This is a genomic window from Kitasatospora sp. Root107 (assembly GCF_001424875.1).
GTDB lineage: Bacteria > Actinomycetota > Actinomycetes > Streptomycetales > Streptomycetaceae > Kitasatospora.
This window is the reverse complement of record NZ_LMCT01000012.1, coordinates 364,317-383,322: the sequence shown is the minus strand read 5'-3', so window position 1 is coordinate 383,322 and position 19,006 is coordinate 364,317. Positions and strand designations below refer to the sequence as shown.

The 19,006-nt window shown below is 71.4% G+C and carries 22 protein-coding genes; 9 read left to right on the top strand and 13 right to left on the bottom strand.

Going from position 1 to position 19,006, the window contains the following annotated elements; translation table 11 throughout:
• Window positions 1-5 precede the first annotated feature (5 nt).
• Window positions 6-986, top strand: coding sequence for a porphobilinogen synthase (hemB, locus tag ASC99_RS13475; RefSeq protein ID WP_057231630.1), 981 nt, complete (start codon window positions 6-8; stop codon window positions 984-986).
• Window positions 987-1,047: 61 nt separating this feature from the next.
• On the opposite strand, the gene ASC99_RS13470 is transcribed toward hemB, so the two are convergent.
• From ASC99_RS13470 to ASC99_RS13460, 3 genes are all read right to left on the bottom strand, one after another.
• Window positions 1,048-1,305: a hypothetical protein gene (locus tag ASC99_RS13470; RefSeq protein WP_057231628.1), complete on the bottom strand. Its 258-nt coding sequence runs from the start codon at window positions 1,303-1,305 to the stop codon at window positions 1,048-1,050.
• Window positions 1,306-1,477: 172 nt separating this feature from the next.
• Window positions 1,478-1,822, bottom strand: a complete 345-nt coding sequence (locus tag ASC99_RS13465; RefSeq protein ID WP_057231626.1) for a hypothetical protein — start codon at window positions 1,820-1,822, stop codon at window positions 1,478-1,480.
• A gap of 81 nt (window positions 1,823-1,903) precedes the next feature.
• A complete protein-coding gene (locus ASC99_RS13460; RefSeq protein WP_057231624.1) occupies window positions 1,904-2,248 on the bottom strand; it encodes a hypothetical protein in 345 nt (114 codons plus the stop codon).
• Window positions 2,249-2,537: 289 nt separating this feature from the next.
• Between ASC99_RS13460 and ASC99_RS13455 the strand changes: the two genes are divergently transcribed.
• The gene (locus ASC99_RS13455) at window positions 2,538-3,212 is read left to right on the top strand and encodes a hypothetical protein (RefSeq protein ID WP_057231622.1); all 675 of its coding nucleotides are present in this window, start codon (window positions 2,538-2,540) and stop codon (window positions 3,210-3,212) included.
• Between the two features lie 70 nt (window positions 3,213-3,282).
• Here the strand turns inward: ASC99_RS13455 and ASC99_RS13450 are convergent, their stop codons facing one another.
• The 4 genes from ASC99_RS13450 to ASC99_RS13435 form a co-directional block, all read right to left on the bottom strand.
• Window positions 3,283-3,645, bottom strand: coding sequence for a hypothetical protein (locus ASC99_RS13450; RefSeq protein ID WP_057231620.1), 363 nt, complete (start codon window positions 3,643-3,645; stop codon window positions 3,283-3,285).
• Window positions 3,646-3,741: 96 nt separating this feature from the next.
• Window positions 3,742-4,011, bottom strand: a complete 270-nt coding sequence (locus ASC99_RS13445; protein WP_057231618.1) for a chaplin — start codon at window positions 4,009-4,011, stop codon at window positions 3,742-3,744.
• A gap of 92 nt (window positions 4,012-4,103) precedes the next feature.
• Window positions 4,104-4,346: a chaplin gene (locus tag ASC99_RS13440; protein ID WP_057231616.1), complete on the bottom strand. Its 243-nt coding sequence runs from the start codon at window positions 4,344-4,346 to the stop codon at window positions 4,104-4,106.
• A gap of 250 nt (window positions 4,347-4,596) precedes the next feature.
• Window positions 4,597-4,866, bottom strand: a complete 270-nt coding sequence (locus ASC99_RS13435) for a chaplin (protein ID WP_057231614.1) — start codon at window positions 4,864-4,866, stop codon at window positions 4,597-4,599.
• Between the two features lie 260 nt (window positions 4,867-5,126).
• Between ASC99_RS13435 and ASC99_RS13430 the strand changes: the two genes are divergently transcribed.
• Complete coding sequence (locus ASC99_RS13430; protein ID WP_057231612.1) at window positions 5,127-5,366, top strand: chaplin; 240 nt, start codon at window positions 5,127-5,129, stop codon at window positions 5,364-5,366.
• A gap of 282 nt (window positions 5,367-5,648) precedes the next feature.
• On the top strand, window positions 5,649-7,292 hold the full coding sequence (locus tag ASC99_RS13425; protein ID WP_235502487.1) for an RICIN domain-containing protein: 1,644 nt from the start codon (window positions 5,649-5,651) through the stop codon (window positions 7,290-7,292).
• Between the two features lie 67 nt (window positions 7,293-7,359).
• On the opposite strand, the gene ASC99_RS13420 is transcribed toward ASC99_RS13425, so the two are convergent.
• On the bottom strand, window positions 7,360-9,057 hold the full coding sequence (locus tag ASC99_RS13420; protein ID WP_082598291.1) for a glycosyl hydrolase family 8: 1,698 nt from the start codon (window positions 9,055-9,057) through the stop codon (window positions 7,360-7,362).
• A 119-nt stretch (window positions 9,058-9,176) separates the two neighbouring features.
• Window positions 9,177-10,043: a reductase gene (locus ASC99_RS13415; protein ID WP_057231611.1), complete on the bottom strand. Its 867-nt coding sequence runs from the start codon at window positions 10,041-10,043 to the stop codon at window positions 9,177-9,179.
• 172 nt (window positions 10,044-10,215) lie between these two features.
• On the opposite strand from ASC99_RS13415, the gene lysA reads away from it, so the two are divergent.
• Both lysA and ASC99_RS38470 read left to right on the top strand, forming a co-directional pair.
• A complete protein-coding gene (lysA, locus tag ASC99_RS13410) occupies window positions 10,216-11,448 on the top strand; it encodes a diaminopimelate decarboxylase (protein ID WP_057231610.1) in 1,233 nt (410 codons plus the stop codon).
• A 25-nt stretch (window positions 11,449-11,473) separates the two neighbouring features.
• Window positions 11,474-11,623, top strand: coding sequence for a hypothetical protein (locus tag ASC99_RS38470; protein ID WP_157531509.1), 150 nt, complete (start codon window positions 11,474-11,476; stop codon window positions 11,621-11,623).
• 9 nt (window positions 11,624-11,632) lie between these two features.
• On the opposite strand, the gene ASC99_RS13405 is transcribed toward ASC99_RS38470, so the two are convergent.
• Window positions 11,633-14,053, bottom strand: coding sequence for an FtsX-like permease family protein (locus ASC99_RS13405; protein ID WP_157531508.1), 2,421 nt, complete (start codon window positions 14,051-14,053; stop codon window positions 11,633-11,635).
• Entirely contained in the window at window positions 14,050-14,736 is a 687-nt protein-coding gene (locus tag ASC99_RS13400) for an ABC transporter ATP-binding protein (RefSeq protein WP_057231606.1), read from the bottom strand. Before ASC99_RS13400 ends, ASC99_RS13405 begins: the two co-directional genes overlap by 4 nt.
• A 160-nt stretch (window positions 14,737-14,896) precedes the next feature.
• Here ASC99_RS13400 and ASC99_RS13395 point away from each other — a divergent pair, with 160 nt between their 5' ends.
• Both ASC99_RS13395 and ASC99_RS13390 read left to right on the top strand, forming a co-directional pair.
• Window positions 14,897-15,424, top strand: coding sequence for a hypothetical protein (locus ASC99_RS13395; protein ID WP_057231604.1), 528 nt, complete (start codon window positions 14,897-14,899; stop codon window positions 15,422-15,424).
• Between the two features lie 60 nt (window positions 15,425-15,484).
• The gene (locus ASC99_RS13390; RefSeq protein ID WP_057231602.1) at window positions 15,485-15,865 is read left to right on the top strand and encodes a hypothetical protein; all 381 of its coding nucleotides are present in this window, start codon (window positions 15,485-15,487) and stop codon (window positions 15,863-15,865) included.
• Here the strand turns inward: ASC99_RS13390 and ASC99_RS13385 are convergent.
• On the bottom strand, window positions 15,855-16,199 hold the full coding sequence (locus ASC99_RS13385; protein WP_057231600.1) for a VOC family protein: 345 nt from the start codon (window positions 16,197-16,199) through the stop codon (window positions 15,855-15,857). The genes ASC99_RS13390 and ASC99_RS13385 overlap by 11 nt on opposite strands.
• A gap of 99 nt (window positions 16,200-16,298) precedes the next feature.
• A complete protein-coding gene (locus ASC99_RS13380; RefSeq protein ID WP_157531507.1) occupies window positions 16,299-16,703 on the bottom strand; it encodes a hypothetical protein in 405 nt (134 codons plus the stop codon).
• Between the two features lie 105 nt (window positions 16,704-16,808).
• Here ASC99_RS13380 and ASC99_RS13375 point away from each other — a divergent pair, with 105 nt between their 5' ends.
• The gene (locus ASC99_RS13375) at window positions 16,809-18,833 is read left to right on the top strand and encodes a SpoIIE family protein phosphatase (RefSeq protein ID WP_057231596.1); all 2,025 of its coding nucleotides are present in this window, start codon (window positions 16,809-16,811) and stop codon (window positions 18,831-18,833) included.
• Window positions 18,834-19,006: the final 173 nt, after the last annotated feature.

Genomic DNA, 19,006 nt, shown 5'->3' with positions numbered 1-19,006 from the left:
AGCTCGTGTCCGCTGAGTTCCCGTACGTTCGTCCGCGTCGGCTGCGCTCCACCCCGGCGATGCGGCGGCTGGTCGCCGAGACCAGGTTGCATCCGGCCGAGCTGATCCTGCCCGCGTTCGTGCGGGAGGGGATCACCGAGCCGCGTCCGATCGGGTCCATGCCGGGGGTGGTCCAGCACACCAGGGACACCCTGCGCCGGGCTGCCGTGGAGGCGGCCGAGGCGGGGCTGGGCGGGATCATGCTGTTCGGGGTCCCCGAGGTGCAGGACGCGATCGGCAGCGAGGGCACCAACCCGGACGGGATCCTGCAGCAGGCGATCCGGGACGTGGTCTCCGAGGTCGGTGACCAGCTGGTGGTGATGTCCGACCTGTGTCTGGACGAGTACACCGACCACGGGCACTGCGGTGTGCTGGCCGAGGACGGCAGCGTGGACAACGACGCCACCCTGGAGCGGTACAAGGAGATGGCCCTGGTGCAGGCCGCGGCCGGGGTCCACCTGGTCGGCCCGTCCGGGATGATGGACGGTCAGGTCGGGGTGGTCCGGCGGGCGCTGGACGAGGCCGGGTACCAGGACACCGGCATCCTGGCCTACACCGCCAAGTACGCCTCCGCCTTCTACGGCCCGTTCCGGGAGGCCGTCGGCTCCTCGCTCAAGGGCGACCGGAAGACCTATCAGCAGGACCCGGCGAACGCCCGCGAGTCGCTGCGCGAGCTGGCGCAGGACGTCGCCGAGGGCGCCGACCTGGTGATGGTCAAGCCGGCCATGGCCTACCTGGACGTGCTGCGGCAGATCGCCGACGCCTCCCCGGTGCCGGTGGCGGCCTACCAGGTGTCGGGCGAGTACTCGATGATCGAGGCCGCCGCCGCGAACGGCTGGGTGGACCGGGAGCGGCTGATCCTGGAGACGCTCACCTCGATCCGCCGGGCCGGCGCCGAGCAGATCCTCACCTACTGGGCGACCGAGGCGGCTCTGCTGCTGCGCTGAGCGGACGTCAGGAAGGGGTGTGGGGACCAAGTTCCCCACACCCCTTCCTGCTGACCGGACGTCAGTCGATCGTGGCGCCGCCGCCGACGCCGCCGGCCGCCCAGTCGTCGCCCGCCACGAACCACTCGTGGAAGCCGGCCTTGATGTGGCTGGTCTCGGCGTGACCCCAGGCCTCGCTGGCCAGGAAGGGCTCGTCGGCGGTGGCGGCGAACTGGGCGCCACCGCCCGCGCTGACGTGGGCGTAGGCGGGGGCCGAGACGCCGGCCAGGGCCAGGGTGGCAACCGCGGTGATCGCGGCCTTGCCCAGGATGCTCTTCATCAGATGGTTCCTCTCTGCGTGACAGCAGTGTGACTACAAGTGACCACAGATCGGGCCGCCCGCCGCGCAGCACGCGCCGCATGATCGACAGGCCACCCGAAAGCAGCAGAAAACCGCCGGGCCCGAGGGGAGTTGCTCCCCCTCGGGCCCGGCGGCCGGTGTACGAGCTGGATCAGCCGATCAGGTGGGAGACGCCACCGTCGCCGCTGCCCAGGGTGTTCTGGCCGACGTTGCAGATCTGCTTCGGCTCGTTGTTGAGAACGTCCGCCTCGATCGGCACCGCGACACCGATGACGGCGACCGCGATGTTGTGCACCTCGGGCAGGCACACGTTCGGGTTGTCCAGGGTGTGGAAGTTGTTGCTGTGGTCACCGTGGGTGCCGGTGGCGTTGGTGCCGCCGTTGCCCGAGATGGAGGTGGCAGCACCGTCGGAGTCACCGATCGCCATGGCGGGAGCGGCGGTCATGGCCAGACCAGCGGTGGCAACGCCCACGGCGGCGAGAGCCTTCTTGATCATTGTTCTGTTCCTTTTCGGATCTGATGGGAGAGATGGAGCAGGGTGGATCAGTCGGCCCTTGCGGGCCAAGCCGGCGAGAGGTCAGCCGACCAGGTGGGAGACGCCGCCGTCACCGCTGCCGAGCGTGCCCTCGCCGACCACACAGGTCTGCTTGGGCTGGTTGCTCAGCGCCGCGACCTCGACCGGCACCGCGACACCGAGAACGCCGACGCCGATGTTGTGCACCTCGGGCAGGCAGATGTTGGGGTTGTCGAGCACGTGGTAGTTCGGGCTGTGGTTGCCCCAGGTACCCGTGGCATTGGTCCCGCCGTTGCCCTGGATGGAGCCTGCCGCGCCGTCCGCGTTGCCGATCGCGGAGGCCGGAGCGGCGGTGGCGGCCAGGGCGGCCGCGGCCAGTCCGACAGCCGCGAAAGTCTTCTGGAGCATGGTGGAGATACCTCTCTGGATGAATCACATCGGTTGCCGGCCTGTCCGGGGGGATTACCTCCGACACCGTCCTGGCTGCGACATTTAGATCAAAGAATGACGGGCGCGAAGGTTACGCGGAATCTTGGAAAATCGGTGACGGATCGCCAAAGTCCGGGCCCTGCAGTCGGATTATTAGGCCGTACCGGTTAACTCGTGCTATCCCGAGCCCCGCTTACTCGTTTAGGCAGATTGCTTTCGGCCGCGCAGCGGCTGCTACCGAAGCTCCACAGACAGAACGGTGATCAGCATGAAGCTCTCCAAGCGGGCGACCGGCGCACTACTGCTGGCGGTCGGGTCCGGCGTACTCGCGGGCCAGTCGGCCGCGATGGCCGCACCCGGCAGTGCACCGGTGACGGCCGGTCAGGTCGCGTCGATCGAGGATGAGTGGGGCACCGAGGAGGTCCCGTTCACCATCCCGCTGGAGACCGTCAGCGAGCACCTGCCGCTGCTGCCGAAGGGCGGCCAGGTGTCGGGCGGGGTGCCGACCTCGCTGCTGATGCCGCCGGTGCCGGACTCCAAGCCGGGCGCGCAGCTGATCCCGGACCGGGTCGTCCCCGGCGTCGAGGTCGGCAAGGTCGGCCCCCGGCTGCAGGCCGCGCTGCCGCTGCCCACGGCCGACCACAGCACCGAGCTGGGCGACCTGGCCCTGGACGCCCCGGCCGCCCCGCTGAACGCGCAGGGGCCGGGTCTGACCCTCGGTCAGCCGTTCTCCTGGGTCGAGGGCAACAGCGGCTCGGCCGCCGACGACGTGCTGACCGCCGGCGAGCTGGACCCGCAGCTGATCACCGCACCGGTGCAGGCGATTCCGGGTGCCAAGGCGAGCCTGGGCAAGGGCGACGAGAAGATCGCGGTGACCGACTCGCTGACCGACCTCACCTCGACCACCACCGGCACCATGCGTGAGGTGCTCGACCAGGCCTGACGCACCGTACGGAAGAGCCCGGCACCCGTGGTCCAGGTGGTGCCGGGCTCCGCTGTGGGCGGGCGTGGATTCAGCCGGGCAGCAGGTCGGTGACCTCGCCGACCAGCAGCAGGTCCTCCGGGCCGCCACCACCGCTCAACGGGGCGGTCAGCGGGGCGGTGGAGACCGGCTGGAGGCCGTTGTCGGGTTCGAGCGCGAGGCCGTTGTTCAGCACGTCGGCCGAGGACTGGGCGAACGGGTCGAGCCGGAGCGTCTTGGCCGGCTTGACGCCGTGGCCGAGCGCGCCGGTCACCGCGCCGAGACCCGCGCCCGCGTCCACCGGCTGCAACGTGCCGCCCGGAGCGGGCAGGTCGACCGCCTGGGCGGCGGTGGGGGCGCCGAGCAGGGCGGCGGCGGTGAGCAGGCCGAGGGACAGGTTCTTCCTGAGCGTCATGGGTGCAACTCCTGGGTGGTGCCTGGGCGGACGCCGAAGCCCCTCGGTCGGCGGACCAAGGGGCTTCGTACGGATGTACTACCGATCAGCGGGTGATCAGCAGTCCTCCTCGGCCACCGGGGGCGCCTCGACGTTGGCGCAGGAGTTGCCGAACGCCGGGTTCAGCAGGCCGACCAGGTTGGCGCTGTTGCCGCACAGGTTGACCGGGATGTGCACCGGCACCTGGATCGAGTTGCCGGAGCCGACGCCGGGGGAACCGGCGGTGACGCCCTCGGCGGAGGAGCTCGCCAGTGCGGTGCCCGCGCCGGCCGCGACGATGCCGACAACGGCGGCGCCGACGGCGGCGGCCTTCTTCACGTTCTGCATGGGGGTTGATCTCCTAGATCACACAGGGAGGGTGGGTGGTGCCCCCGTACGAGGGCACCACCCGGGTGAGGCGTGGCTCAGCCGGGGCTGAGTCAGCCGACGTTGGCGCAGGAGTTGCCGAACGCCGGGTTGAGCAGCGCGATGACGTTGACGGTGTTGCCGCAGACGTTCACCGGGATGTGGATCGGCACCTGGACGTTGTTGCCCGAGAGCACGCCCGGGGAGCCCGCCACGACGGCCTCGGCCTCGGAGCTGGCGGTGGCGGCACCGGCCGAGCCGAGCAGCAGGCCGGCGGCGGCGAGGGAGAGGACAGCAGCCTTCTTCATGTTGCGCATGGGGATTCCTCCGTTTGGGCGGGCGACTCGAAATGTCGCCCGAGTTCTGGGGGTACCGTGTGTGGTGTTTCAATCGAGCGGCCCAAGTGCCTTGTTGCGCCCGTGGCTTGGACGGTCTCGCTCGGCCGCTTCGTTCACGCGCCCCGTCGTTCAGTTCTCGCACGGTCGAGATCTGTCCGCAATCGCGGCGCGCCCAGGCGGGTGTCGAAATACTCCACCTGGAAGTCTTTGGTCTGACGTTCCGTCAGAGTCAGGCGTTGACGCAGGAGTTGCCGAACGCCGGGTTCAGCAGACCGATCACGTCGACGGTGTTGCCGCAGAGGTTGATCGGCACGTGCACCGGGACCTGCACGGAGTTGCCGGAGAGCACACCGGGCGAGCCGGCCGTGACGGCCTCGGCGGAGGCGCCACTGCTGTGGTGGCCGTGGCCGTGGCCGTGAGCGGCGGCAGCAGCGGCGCCGCTCAGCAGCAGTGCCGCGGTGGCGGCGGTACCGAGGGTGCCGTAGGCGAGCTTGCGCATGGTGCGAACCCATTTCTTGCGTGTGGATCAGTGGACTGGGTGGAGCTGGTTTCGCCAGTAAGAACGACGCAGTGCGCACGGGGAAACGGGCGGCCTTCGCGATCACCCAAATGCCCGGGTTGCTGCATTCGGGTGATAGTCGAAGTCCCGGCGCAACCGCGCCGGTCGGCCCTCGTTGGACTCGACGCACGCCTGTGCGCTTCCTTGCTCGTCCGCTGTTGGTACGGCAACTGGAAGAACTGATCTACGAGGAGACTCAAATGAGCGTCAAGAAGGCCGCCGCTGTCGGCGCCGCTGTTGTCGGCATCGTTGCCGCCGGTGCGGGCACCGCGATGGCGAGTGCCGGGGCCGAGGGCGTCACCGCTGGCTCCCCGGGTGTCATCTCCGGCAACTCCGTGCAGGTTCCGGTGCACGTTCCGGTCAACCTCTGCGGCAACAGCGTCAACGTGATCGGCGCGCTGAACCCGGCGTTCGGCAACTCCTGCGCGAACGTCGGCTGAATTCAGCCGCGTAACACCTGAGTTGTACCCGAACAGCGTCTGACGCCCCGCCGTCGGACAGCCTCTCGGTCGATTCCGCCGTACCCGAGCCGCCGCTCCCCGCCTCCCCTCCTGAGGCGCGGGGCGGCGGTTCCGTGCTGTCCGGCGCGCGTCAACTCCCTTGTCCTGAACGCGTCCTGACTCTTGTTGCGTTACTTGTCAGTACCTAGCATGTGAGCCGGGCTCATCTTCTGCGCCCACCGTTCCACGCCCGATACTCCGCCCCCACCCAAGGAGTCACGCGTGATCAGGACAGCACTGCCCGGTGCGCGGCGACAACGCCGTGGCGCCCTGACGGCCGCCGTCGGCCTGCTCGCCGCCCTCACCCTGGCGGGCACCCCCACCGCCTCGGCCGCCCCCACGGCCACCGTGAAGCCCGCCGCCATCGTCGCGCTCGGCGACAGCGCCATCTCCGGCGAGGGCGCAGGCACCGACACCAATGACGCGTACGTGCCCGGCACCGACACCCCCACCAACTACTGTCACCGGCACGCGAAGTCGGAGATCTTCGTCACCGACCTGCCCGGCGTCACGCCGATCGACCTGGCCTGCTCCGGCGCCCAGACCGGCGACCTGGTCAGCGACCCGGAGCTGGCGAAGATCACCGGCTCCGGCAGCGGTGACTTCGGCGAGGTCAAGCAGGACGTCCAACTCGCCCGCACGGCAGCCGAGTACGACGTCAAGATGGTGGTCGTCACGATCGGCGCCAACGACGACTTCGACTTCAGCGGCATCATGATGAGCTGTCTGACCCAGTACTTCCCGATCCCCAAGGACCAGGGCTGCCGGGACACCATCGGCAGTGCCGCGATCACCCAGCGGGCCGAGCGGGTGATCCCCAAGGTGGTCGCGGCCCTCACCAACGTCCGCAACACCATGCGGACCGCCGGGTACGCCGACTCCTCGTACCAGCTGGTCTACCAGTCCTACTTCACCCCGATCACCCCGGACATCCGGCGCAACGACTACGTCGGCAAGGTCGCGGACGGCTGCCCGGCCTTCCCGGAGGACCTGGCCTGGGGGCACAACTGGGTGGTCCCGGTGCTCAGCGACGCGCTCCGGACGGCGGCGGCGCAGGTGCCCGGGGTCAGGTACCTGGACCAGCGGCGGGTCTCCTACGGTCACGAGGTCTGCGCGGGCTGGAGCAGCTCGCCGTACGAGTACACCAACGGTGACGTGATCGACCTGTCCGAGAAGACCAGGAACGGCTGCGACCACGAGATCGGCATCCCGGGCGTCTGCATGAACATGGTGCGGCAGTCCTACCACCTGCGGGTGGCCGGCTACCGGGGCGAGGGGGTCTGCCTCAACCAGTTCTACCGCCAGCCCGAGCTCAAGGAGGCGTTCTGCACGCTCAACCCGCAGAACACCACCTCGATCCAGCCGCTGACGCCCGGTCAGCCGTTCCCGGACAGGCCGGAGGCGGGCGCCTGGTACCAGCTCACCAACCTCGCCACCGGCCAGGTGCTGGACTTCGCGGGCGGCGGTACGTACGGCGACAGCACCAACGGCCGGGCCGCGATCGGCTACCGGGCGACCGGCGGGCTGAACCAGTCCTTCGTGCTCAACTCCCGCGCCGGGGGTGGCTTCTCGCTCAACTTCAGCGGCAACAGGTCGATGTGCCTGGACGCCACCGGGGCGGTCACCGCACCGGGCACCCGGTTGGTCCAGTGGGCCTGCCACAACGGTGACAACCAGCGCTGGATCTTCAAGCCCGCCGCGGCCGGCGGATTCCAACTGGCCGCCGCGATGGACCAGTCCAAGGTGATGGGCCTCTCGGCCCAGCAGGACGGCCAGGGCAACCGGGTGGCCGAACTGGCCGCCGACACCGGTGCGGCGGACCAGCGGTGGCAGATCACCAAGCTCGGTATCGCGTACCTGCCGTGACGGCCTGTCCGTCGTGAGCGCGGACGGGTCCGGGGGCTGCCTGACCCGGACCCGTCCGCTCCACCCGCTACGGCAGCCAGTGGTTCCCGGTGATCGCGATCATCACCTGGAGCTGGATGCTGGCGCCGTAGTAGCCACTCGGGTCCAGCGGCGTGGCGTTCATCTTGTTCCAGAGCGCGTCCAGCCAGGCCTGGCTGGACGCGTCGGTGGCGGCGGCCACCGCGAACGGTGCGATGAAGGCGACCGAGGAACCGGCCTCCGCCACCGAGCCGTTCAGCTTGTAGCCCTGGGCGATCTTGCTCGGGTCGCCGCCGGTGGCCGACTTGATCCAGGTGTTCATCTTCCGCACCGCCGCCAGCGACTTGGCGTCGCCGGTGGTGAGCGCGTCCACGCCGAGCCGCCACGGGTCACGGCAGGCGTTCCACGAGTAGGCGCCGTCCAGCGTGGACTCCAGCACCTTGCCGGGAGCCGGCTTGAGGTCGCTGGTGTTGGTGTTGACCACGAAGTCGGGCAGCAGCCCGGTGCTGGGGGAGTAGGAGCTCTGCAGGTGGCTGACGGCGTTCTGGTGGGCGGTCAGGATGCCGTCCCAAGCGGTGTCGCCGGTGGCCTTCCTGAAGGCCTTGAAGTGGCCGGGCAGCCAGTCCGACGTACGGCTCATGGTGTTGTAGTTGCCGTCGGACCAGTCGCCGAAGTTGGTCAGCTTGGTGCCGGCCACCACCTCGCTGGCCTTGATCGCGTTGATCCGCTTCACCGCGAGCGCCTTGTAGTTGTACGTCCCGGCGCTGCCCCACTGCCGGTCGGCGAGCAGCAGCGCGTACGCGATCTCCAGGTCGCCGTCGGTGGCGGAGTCGCTGCCGTCGACGCTCTTGCAGCTCGCGTCCTGCTCGGCGGCGTGCAGGTCGGCGTTGTTGACCGAGGGGTGGTCGAGGACGAACCGGAGCACCCGGTCGAAGGAGGTCTTGGCACCGGAGTCGGCTCCGGCCATGGTGGCCAGGACGGTGAGGCCGTAGCCCTGGCCCTCCGCGACGTAGGGGTGGTCCGCGTCGGTGGAGGCGATCGCCGACCAGGCGCTGTTCGAGCACTTGGAGGTGACGAAGGCGGCCTTCCACTTCTGGTAGTAGGCCACCACCTTGGCGTCGTTGGCGGCCTGGTCACCGGAGACCTTGATGGTGCCGGCGGCGTAGGGGAAGGAGTGGCTGCCGAACGGCACGTTGACGCCGCCGGGCGTCGGGGTCGGGGTGGGCGTCGGCGTCGGGGTCGGCGTGGGGGTGCCGCCGCTGCCGTACGCCTCCACCTCGAAGAGCGAGTAGCCGTATGCCGTACCACGGGCGGTGCCGTAGACCCGCAGGTAGCGGCCGGTGCCGCTGACCGTCAGGTCGTCGATGCTGCCGTCGCCGGTGCTGGTGGAGTACACCTGACGCCAGCTGCTGCCGTCGTCGGAGAGCTCCACCCGGTACGCCTTGGCGTACGCGGCCTCCCAGTTGAGGACGACCCGGTTGACCGAGGTGCCGGCGCCGAGGTCGATCCGGATCCACTGGTTGTCCACGCCCTCCGTGCTGGCCCAGCGGGTGGTGCCGCTGCCGTCGACGGCCTTGGCGGCGGAGTAGGTGCTGCTCTCGGTGGAGGAGACGGTGACCGGCCGGTTGAGTGCGAGGTTGCCCGGGGCGGCGTTGGCGGGGCTCAGGGCGAGCAGGCTGGTGAGCAGCGCTCCGGCTGCCGTGGCCGCGCAGAGCGCGACCGAAGTCTTGCTTCTGGTAAGGGACATGGCGGGAGCATCCCGGCATGGGACGTCGGCGGTCAACAGGTAGGTTAGTAAAGTTTCCTAATGGAGATCAGTGTTCAGCAGGCTGTAATGCTCCGTGCCCGGACCGGCCAGACGGTTCGTCAAGCCCGTACCTGCTCCTCGATGACCTTGGGCAGCCAGTCGGCCAGCCGGGAGAAGCGGTAACCGAGCTGCTCGGCCCGCGCGTTGTCCACCCCGTAGTAGTGCCCGAAGGAGAACGGCGACGGCTCCCCGGCCTCGGTGAACCGGGCCTCGGGCACGCCCTGCGCGGCGATCAGTGCGCACAGCTCCCGGACGTCCAGCTCCCCGTGCGAAGCGGCGTTCACCGGCCCGGTGACATCCGAACCCGCCGCCCAGACCAGGAAGTCGGCGATCTCGCCGTACTCGACGAAGGTGGCCGGGCGGCTCGGCCGGTGCGCGACGATCTCCGCCCCGCTGCGCATCCGCCCCACGTAGTGCGCCAGCCTTCCGGTGAAGTCGGCGTCGCCGCCGCCCAGGACGTGCGCGGTGCGCACCGCCGCGTACGGCAGCGCGGACTGCCGGGCCAGCACCGCCTCGGCGCCCCGCTTGCCCTCGGCGTACTCGTCGGACGGCGCCCCGGCCCAGGCGGCGGCGTCGAACTCCGCCTCGCCGAGCGGCCGTCCGGGCACCCCGTGCACCTGGTCGTAGACCTCCACCGTCGAGGTCATCAGGTACCGGCCGGCCCGGCCGCCGAACACCCGCAGCGCGATCTCGGCCTGCTCCGGGCGGTACAGCACCTGGTCCAGCACCACGTCGAAGCTCCGACCGCCCAGCGCGGCGAGCAGACCGGCCTCGTCGTCCCGGTCGGCCACCACGTGCGCGACCCCGGGCGGCGGGGTCGCGGACCCCCGGTTCAGCACGGTGACCTTCGCCCCGCCGTCCCGCAGCAGCTCGACCACCCGCCGCCCGAAGTACCGGTTGCCGCCGATCACACAGACCTCGTCCATCGCCCTGCTCCGCTCTCTCGTACGTTGCTCGTACGTATTCTCGTCCCCGGTGCCGCGCGGCCGGCCGTTGCCCTCGGGTGTCCAGCGGACCGCCCACCAGGCGGACAGCTCTGCGGATTCCGGGCCCGATCCAGCAGGATCGAAGGACCACCTGCCTGCCCTGGAGCCCGTGATGACCACCGCAATACCCGGCCCTCGGATCGCCGCCGTCGCCGAGGAGTTCGGCACTCCGGTCTGGATCTACGACGCGGAGATCATCCGGGCTCAGATCGCGAAGCTCCGGCAGTTCGACACCGTCCGGTTCGCCCAGAAGGCCTGCTCCAACACCCACCTGCTCCGGCTGATGCGCGAGCAGGGTGTCGCGGTGGACTCGGTCTCGCTCGGCGAGATCGAGCGCGCGCTCAGGGCCGGATACCGGCCGGACGGCGCCGACGAGCCGATCGTCTTCACCGCCGACCTGCTCGACCGGGCCACCCTGGCCCGGGTGGTCGAGCTCGGCATCCCGGTCAACGCGGGCTCGCCGCAGATGCTCGAACAGCTCGGCGAGGCGGCCCCCGGCCACCCGGTCTGGATCCGGATCAACCCCGGCTTCGGCCACGGCCACAGCCGCAAGACCAACACCGGCGGCGAGCAGAGCAAGCACGGCATCTGGCACGAGCACCTGGCCTCGGCCCTCGACCTGGTCGACCGGTACCGCCTCGACCTGACCGGCTTTCACATGCACATCGGCTCCGGGGTGGACTACGGCCACCTGGAGGCGGTCTGCGAGACCATGCTCAAGCAGGTCAGGATCTCCGGGCATGACATCCGCGCCATCTCGGCGGGCGGCGGCCTCTCCGTCCCGTACGCCGCCGGGCAGCCCGAGGTGGACACCGACCGCTACTTCCGGATCTGGGACGCCGCCCGCCGCGAGCTGGCCGGTGAACTCGGCCACCCCGTCCGACTGGAGATCGAGCCGGGCCGCTTCCTGGTCGCCAACTCGGGCGTGCTGGCCTCCGAGGTCCGGGCCCAGAAGCCGGTCGGCAGCAACCACTTCGTGCTGGTCGACGCGGGATTCAACGACCTGATGCGCCCCGCCATGTACGGCAGCGCGCACCGGGTCACCGTGCTCCGCGACGGCACCGAGGTCGCCGCCCCCCTGATCGACACCGTGCTGGCAGGGCCGCTCTGCGAGTCCGGCGACGTCTTCACCCAGGCGCCGGGCGGCGACGTGCTCCCCGTCCCGCTGCCCCGGGTGGAGATCGGCGACCTCGCGGTCTTCCACGACACCGGCGCCTACGGAGCGAGCATGTCCTCCACCTACAACACCCGCCCGCTGATCCCCGAGGTGCTGGTCGACGGCCCCGAGACCCGCCTGATCCGCCGCCGCCAGACCGTCGAGGACCTGCTGGCGCTGGAGGACTGACGGGCCGTCGGCTACGGTCCCTGCCATGGAACTGGTGGGGACCGGCCGGACAGCCGATGTGTACGCGCTGGACGGCGGCCGGGCGATGACCGCACTGATTCTCGTTCAGGTCGCGTTGGCGGTCCCGGAGTTGACCGTCGCGATCCCGGTCGCGGTCGAGCTGCTGGCGTGCTGAGGCCGCCGGCTAGTCGTGCCGCAGCGCGCTGGGGCGCATCAGGCGGAACAGCAGCGGCAGCCCGGCCGTGGTGACCAGTAGGACCGAGCCGGCCGCCACTCCCGAGAGAGTCAGCATCGCGCCCCAGTCGAAGGCGAAGTCCATCCCGGCCGCGTACTGCAGCACCGTGCCCATCAGCAGTCCGCCGCCCGCCGCCAGCGCCAGGCCGAGCGCCATCGGGATCGCCGTCTGCCACAGCACGGACAGCGCCAGCACCCGGCGCCGGGTGCCGAAGGCGTACAGCACGCCCAGGATCCGGCGCTGCTCCCGCAGTCGCTCCAACTGGCCCACCAGCAGGCTCAGCGAGACCAGCAGCAGGGTGACCCCGGCCCCGGCGGTCAGCACCCGCTTGACGGCGAGATAGGTGTGGTCGGGCTCCCAGGTGAGCGGGAAGCTGGTCCGGGCCTGCGGGGAGATCACCATGGCGTCCGTGATCAGCCGCTCGGCCTGATCGGGCACCCCGGCGGACATCGTCACCAGGACGGTCGCGGGCTGCCCGCGCAGCACGGCGGGCGGGACCGTGCCCGGGGTCAGCAGCAGCTGACCACCCGCCCTCGGCCCGTCGTACGGCGAGACCCCGAGCCGGGACGCCACGGTGGCCGTGATCGTGGGCACCGTCCAGGCCGGGGGCTCACCCTCGCCCCGGAAGTACTGGGCCCGGACCTGACTGCCCGCCACCATCGGCGCGGTCACGCCGGTCTCCCCGGTCGGACCGGTCAGGTAGGCGTCACCGTCCCGGCAGTCCGACAGGGTCGCCAGCTCGGCCAGTGCCGTGCAGTCGGCGATCCGCACCACGGCGCCGTCCCACTCCCGCCCCGCCGGACCGGCCAGGTAGAACTCGGTGTAGCCGAGCGTCCCGGCCACCCCGGGCGACTGGCCGAGCCGGGCGGCCAGCACGGCTGCGTCGGCTCCGGCACCGGGGAAGCCCACGCTCTGCTGGTAGCGGTAGGCGTCAGGGGGAGTCCGGTGCGCGGTGTACTGGTAGCTGACGCTCATGAACAGCGTCTGCAGGGCGATCGCCCCGGCCACCGTGACCACCACTCCGCTCACGGCGGTGGCCGCCGGACCGGTGCCGAGCTGCAGCCGGCGGATCGCCAGCTGCCAGGACAGCGAACCGCCCCTTGCCTGCCGGATCACCGCCTCGACCAGCCAGGGCAGCAAGGTGCAGAGCGCCGTCAGTATCAGCAGCACGCCGAACGAGACCACCAGCGAACCCAGTGTGTCCGGCCCCGAGTCGATCAGGTCGTCAGGCGGGCCACCGACCGGGGTGTAGGCGCTGGGCAGCGCCTTCCCCGCGCCGGCCACCAGCAGCCCGGCCACCAGCAGCATCACCCGCCACCACGGCCGACGCCGCTCCGGACCTGTGCGCCGCACCACCCCGAGCGGGTCCACCGTGACCAGGCGCATCGCCAGCACCGTGACCAGGACGGCCAGCACCGGCACCACCAGCACCACCGCGAGCGCGATCAGCGGATGGGGCGAGATGTCGGAGGCGTAGAAGCTGAACCCCGCCACGGTCAGCCGCTCGATCAGCTGACGCCCGATCAGGAACAGCACCACCCCGGCCGCCAGCCCGAGCACCGAGCCGACCAGCGACTCGCCCGCGGCCAGCCGGGCGGTCATCCGCCGGTCCGCCCCGGCCAGCCGCAGTGCGGCCAGCCGCTGGTCCCGGCGCTCGCCGCCGAACCGGGCGGCCGCCGCCAGGAACACCCCGACCGGCGCCAGCATCACCATCAGCCCGACCACGTTGAGCAGCACCAGGCGCGGGTCCATCGGCTTGGGCGGCGCGAAGTGGCCGTACTCGGTGACCCGGTGCGCCCCGCCGTCCACCGACAGGTCCGTGGCGCCGAGCACGAAGGCGTACTGCCCGGGGCCGAGCAGCCCGTCCGGGCCGATCGTGCCGGTCACCGGGTACGGCAGCCGCTCCCTGAGCAGGCGGTTGGCGGGTTCGTCCAGCAGGTCCGCGAGGGCGGGCGAGACGGCCATCCGTCCCGGCCCGGGGAAGGCGGCCAGGCCCGGTGGGAGGGTGGCCTGCGCTCCCTCGGGCTGCACCACCCGTCCCCGGATCGGCGTCTCCCGGTACCTGGTGTCCGCGTCGGCGACCAGCACGCTGTGCTCGCCCGGGCCGGCCGGGCCTTCGTCGAAGGTGTCGTTCTGCAGGTAGAGCCGCTGGTTGCGGTGTTCGACGATGCCGGGAAAGGAGGCGGTGAACAGCAGCAGCGCCACCCCGAGGCCGACCCCGGCGGCGGTCAGCAGCAGCCGGCCCCAGCCCTCGCGGCCGCTGCCCAGCGCGAGCCGGGCGCCGAGCGCGAAGTGCGCCAGCAGCCGGGAGCGCACCTGCTGCCCGGGCCTCGCTGTCCCGTTGGTCGGGGCGCTCACGCGGTCGCTCACGCTGCTGCCGCCAGATCCCGGGTGCGGCCGTCCCTGACCACGACCTCGCGGTCCGCGTACGCGGCCACCCTCGGCTCGTGGGTGACCAGCACGACCGCCGCGCCGGTCTCCTTCGCGGCGCTCGCCAGCAGCGCCATCACCCGCTCACCGTTCAGCGAGTCCAGCGCGCCGGTCGGCTCGTCGGCGAACACCACCGACGGTTCGGTGATCAACGCCCGTGCCACGCCCACCCGTTGCCCCTGCCCGCCGGACACCTCGCCCGGCCGGTGCGCCGCCACCTCCCCGACCTCCAGCCGCTCCAGCCACTCCAGCGCCCTGGCCTCGGCGGCCGCCCGCCGCATCCCGTTCAGCCGCAGCGGCAGCGCCACGTTCTCCAGGCAGCTCAACTCCGGCACCAACTGCCCGAACTGGAACAGGAAGCCGAACTCGGTCCGCCGCAGCGCACTCAGCTCCGCATCCGTACACCCGGCCAACTCCCGACCCCGGTACGCCACACTGCCGTCGTCCGGCCGGCTGATCCCCGCCAGGCAGTGCAGCAGCGTGGACTTCCCCGACCCTGAAGGCCCCATCACGGCGACGAGTTCGCCCGCCGCCACCGAGATCGAGGCGTCGTCCAGCGCGGGCGTCAGCCCGAAGTTCTTGCGCAGCCCTCGGGCCGAGAGCAGCGTGGCAGGTGCGGTCATCGCACGGCTCCGTGTCGTTTCGGTCGTTCACAGTACGGCCACCACACCCCCGGCGGTCCGTCGGGGCTCGACTATACACACGAGGTATACATCAGGTTTATAGAGCCTGGTCCCGTAAAACCGGATGACCGCCCGCTGTGGGTGGGGCTTGGATACGAGCATGCAGAACGACATCTGGGCGGCCCTGTCCGAGCAGACCCGAGCCGAAGTGGACGAGTTGGTCGGGCTGGGGCGCAACGTGTGGGCGATCAAGGTGATCAGGGATGCGTTCGAACCGCCGAAGCCGGGCATTCACGCCGCCGTTGACGTGCTGAACGACCGCTACCTCGCCCTGGGATCGACGCCCTTCACCCCGTCCCCGCCGCTCGACCTCGACCGGCTCTACGGGACGGTCCGGACGCTGCCCACCCGCCCGGACGCCATCGAGGCGGTCTGGGACGGCGACACCACCGGCTGGTTCGTCGTCCTGCTCGCGGTCACCGCTGACCCGCGCGCCGAGCACGAACTCGGGATGATCCGCCGAGGCACCGACCTACGCCTCTTCGACGGCCCTCCCCCCACCTGGCCCGAGGCCACCGAGGCCGACACCTTCGGCCGGGCCCTCGCCGAACGCCTGGGCCTCCCCTTCCACTTCACCAGCCCCGACCACCCGGACGACACCGCCCCCCGCTGGTGGGACACCCGGTGACGGGGTGACCGGATGTCACATCAGCTGGTCGCCTGAGCCGGTTCAGAAGGAGTTGTGTCCGTGAAGCTGGAGTCCGATCCCGCCTGTGGTGAGGTCCTGATCAGCGGGTCGGCGGCCGAACTGTCCGCCTTGGCACGCGCGGTGGCTGCCGGTGAGGGCTTCGTCGGCGCCGATGCAGGCAGTACCCCGAGCGGTATCGAGGCCCGGCGGACATCCGGCCCCGGGGTGCTAGTGCACCTCGACCTGGAGCAGCGGGTCCTGCTGATCAGCGGCGACGCCGCCGCCCGGGCGGTGCTCGCGGAGAACCTGCAGGCCATGGCCGAGGAGGAGGACGGCGGCCACCTGCACGTCGACTGGTACCCGGGCCACTACTACCTCGCCGAGGGGTCGATCCCGCTGGTAGTCGACAGCCCGCACGGCGGCATGCCGGTCAGGCGCTGACGAAGCAGAATTCGTTGCCCTCCGGGTCGCGCATGGTCTGGAACGCCCCCTGGTCGTCGCGGACGAGCTCCCCGGCCCGGGTGGCCCCCAGGCCGACCGCCACCCGGGCGGCTGCCTCGACGTCGTCCACCGCGAGGTCGAGGTGCAGCCGGTTCTTCCCGGCCTTGTCCTCCGGTACGGGCTGGAACGCGAGCCGGCCGAACCCGGGCGCCTCGACGTGCGCCCAGCCCCGCTCCCGGTCCACCGGCTCGCCGCCGAGCACCCCGGCCCAGAACCGCACCAGCGCGCTCGGCTCCCGACAGTCCACCACGATCTGACGCAGGCTCACTCGCATGCCCGGCAGCCTACGGCGTCTCGCGCTGGAGCCGGACGGCCCGGTGCAGCGTCGGCACGAGCGGCTCCTCGGCGAGCTCGCCACGCGTTCGCGGATGCTTCAGCTCGCTGTGGCAGCCGGCTCGTGGCCCAGGTATCGGGGCATCGCCGTCCTGGCGGCCCGCATGGCGTCCCGGGCCCGGGCGGCACCGGTGTGGGCCACCGCCGCACCACCGCCGACCGCCGCCTGGCGGGTGCCGAGCCCCGCGCACGGTCGGCAGATGCCGGGTCTGGGTACCGGGTCGTGGCACTTGCCGCACTCGGCGTACCGAGCGGTTGACGGCACGTCAGGGGCCTGGACGGATGGCATCCTGCGCTCCAGGCGATAGCGGATCACCGCTGCCGGGGAGTGCATCGTGGCGGGCAGACCGGGCAACAGGGCCCGCGCCAACTCGACGGCGGTGCTGCCGCGTTCCAGCCACCGGGAGACCAGGGGCGCCAGCTCCAGGGCCTCGGCTCGCGACACGTACCGACGGCGGGACTCCGGCTTCGAGGTCGGGCCGGTGTCCACAGGTAGCGTTCAACGGGTCCGCCGGGGATCACCGGGCGTACGCGGAGAGGGAGCGCCAGGGTGGCCGAACCGCAGTTGGCGCCGGAGGTCTTCGACCGGGCGATCGTCGCGATCGCCCTGACCGCAGGGCCGGAGCACCGTCTCGTGTACCGGAACGAGGCCTTCCAGGAGTTGTTCGGGCCCCGGTCGTTGAACGTGCCGGTCGGGGAGCTGTTCGCCGGGCCCGAGCAGGAGGGCTTCGTCCGCACCCTCGACCTGGTGCTCGCCGACGGCACGGCCCGGCAGGTCACCACGCCCCACACCCTGGGCGGCGCGGGCGAACCGGACCACCGGCACTTCGTCTACAGCTGCTCGCCGGTCTCCTCCCGCCACGGCCCCGGCGTACTGATCGCCGCCATCGACACCACCGCGCAGGTGCACTCCGTCCAGGACGCCGAGCGGCTCTCCGACGAACGGCTGCACGCCCTCGAGCGGTACGAGGCCCTGGTCACGGCCGTCTCCCAGCTGGTCTGGGTGGCCAGCCCCGACGGGTCGATGACCGAGCTGGTGCCCGGCTGGGAGCGGCTGACCGGACACCCCTGGCGGGACACCATGGACGAGGCGTGGCTCGAATTCGTCCACCCCCGGGACCGGGAGAGCCTGTTGGAGCGGTGGAGGCACGCCTTGGCGGGCGAGCCTTCGAAGTTCGAGTACACCTACCGGCTGCGGTTCGCCTCCGGGACGTACCGGCACATCTCGGTCCGCGCGGTGCCGGTGGTGCGCGAGGGCGAGTTGGTGGAGTGGATCGGCGCGACCGCCGACGTCGAGGACCGCTGGCGTACCCGGCAGCGCGAGCGGCTGCTGGCCGGCAGCTTGACGGTGACCGCGAGCGCCCGGCCCGAGGACGCCTTCGCCGCCGTCGCCGAACTGGTGGTGCCCGATCTCACCGATGCCTGCACGGTGTTCCTGCTCTCCACCCGGCAGAGCACCGGCCGGCCCGACCAGACCATCGGCACCCGGATTGCCTCCGTCGCCCGGCCCGGACTGCCACCCCTACCCGCGCTGCGTGAACAGACCTTCCGGCTCGGCCCTGCCGCGCTCCGGGCGGTCGCCGAACGGACCCCGGTGCTGCTGACCTTCCCACCAGGGGAGGTGCCGCCCGGGGTGGTGCCCGAGGAGTCCGCCCGCTGGCTGGCCGAGGCGCACGCCACCAGCCTGACCCTGCTGCCGCTGGTCATCGACGGCACCACCGCCGTCCTCGCGGCCGCCGCCACCTGTCAGGACGGGCCGCCGCCCGGTGCCGGCGACATCGAACTCCTCCGCGACGTCCTGCAACGCACCCAGAGCACCCTGAGTCAGACCCTGGAACTCCAGCGGACCCGCCAGGTCGCCCTGGTCCTGCAACGGGCCCTGCTCACCGACCCGCCCACCGTCCCCGGCGCCGGGATCACCGCCCGCTACCAGCCCGGCAACCGGGCCGCCGAGGTCGGCGGCGACTGGTACGACGCCTTCCTGCTGTCCGAAGGCCCGCTCGTGCTGACCATCGGCGACGTGTCGGGGCACGACCTCACTGCGGCCACCACCATGGGCCAACTCCGCGCCATGCTCCGCTCGTTGGCCTACAACCGGACCCGGACCCAGACCCCTGCCGACGTCCTCACCGCACTCGACCGGGCCGCCGACGGGCTCGGCGTCGGCACCTTCGCCACCGCCGTCCACCTCCACCTCACCCGCACCGGGCCCGGCCCTGGCCCCGCCTGGCAGGCCGCCTGGTCGAACGCCGGACACCCGCCACCCCTGCTGCTCCCTGCCACCGGCGAGCCCCGCTTCCTCACCTCAGCCGAGGCGGACGTTCCGCTGTGCGTGGCTCCGGCCGAACCGCGCCACACCCACCACGCCGACCTCGCCACCGGCGACACCCTCCTGCTCTACACCGACGGCCTGGTCGAAGTCCCCGGCGAAGACCTCACCACCGGCCTCGACCGCCTGCTGGCCGCCGCCCACCATGCCCGGCACCAACCCCTGGACGACCTCTGCGACCACCTCCTGGCCCAGGTCCCCGACGCCCGCGACGACATCGCCCTGCTCGCCTTCCGGGCCCTGTAGCCGCGCAGTACCACAGGTGGCCGGCACGCTGGTGATGCATCGTCAACTTTCCATTGGTTCGGCTGAACTGCGGACTGGGCCGAGTCGGGCAGGGAAGGATCACCGTCGCTCGTGCGTGCCGCGCCGCCGCCCGGCGGACGCCGGTCACTGCCGAGCCACCGGGAAGGGTGGGG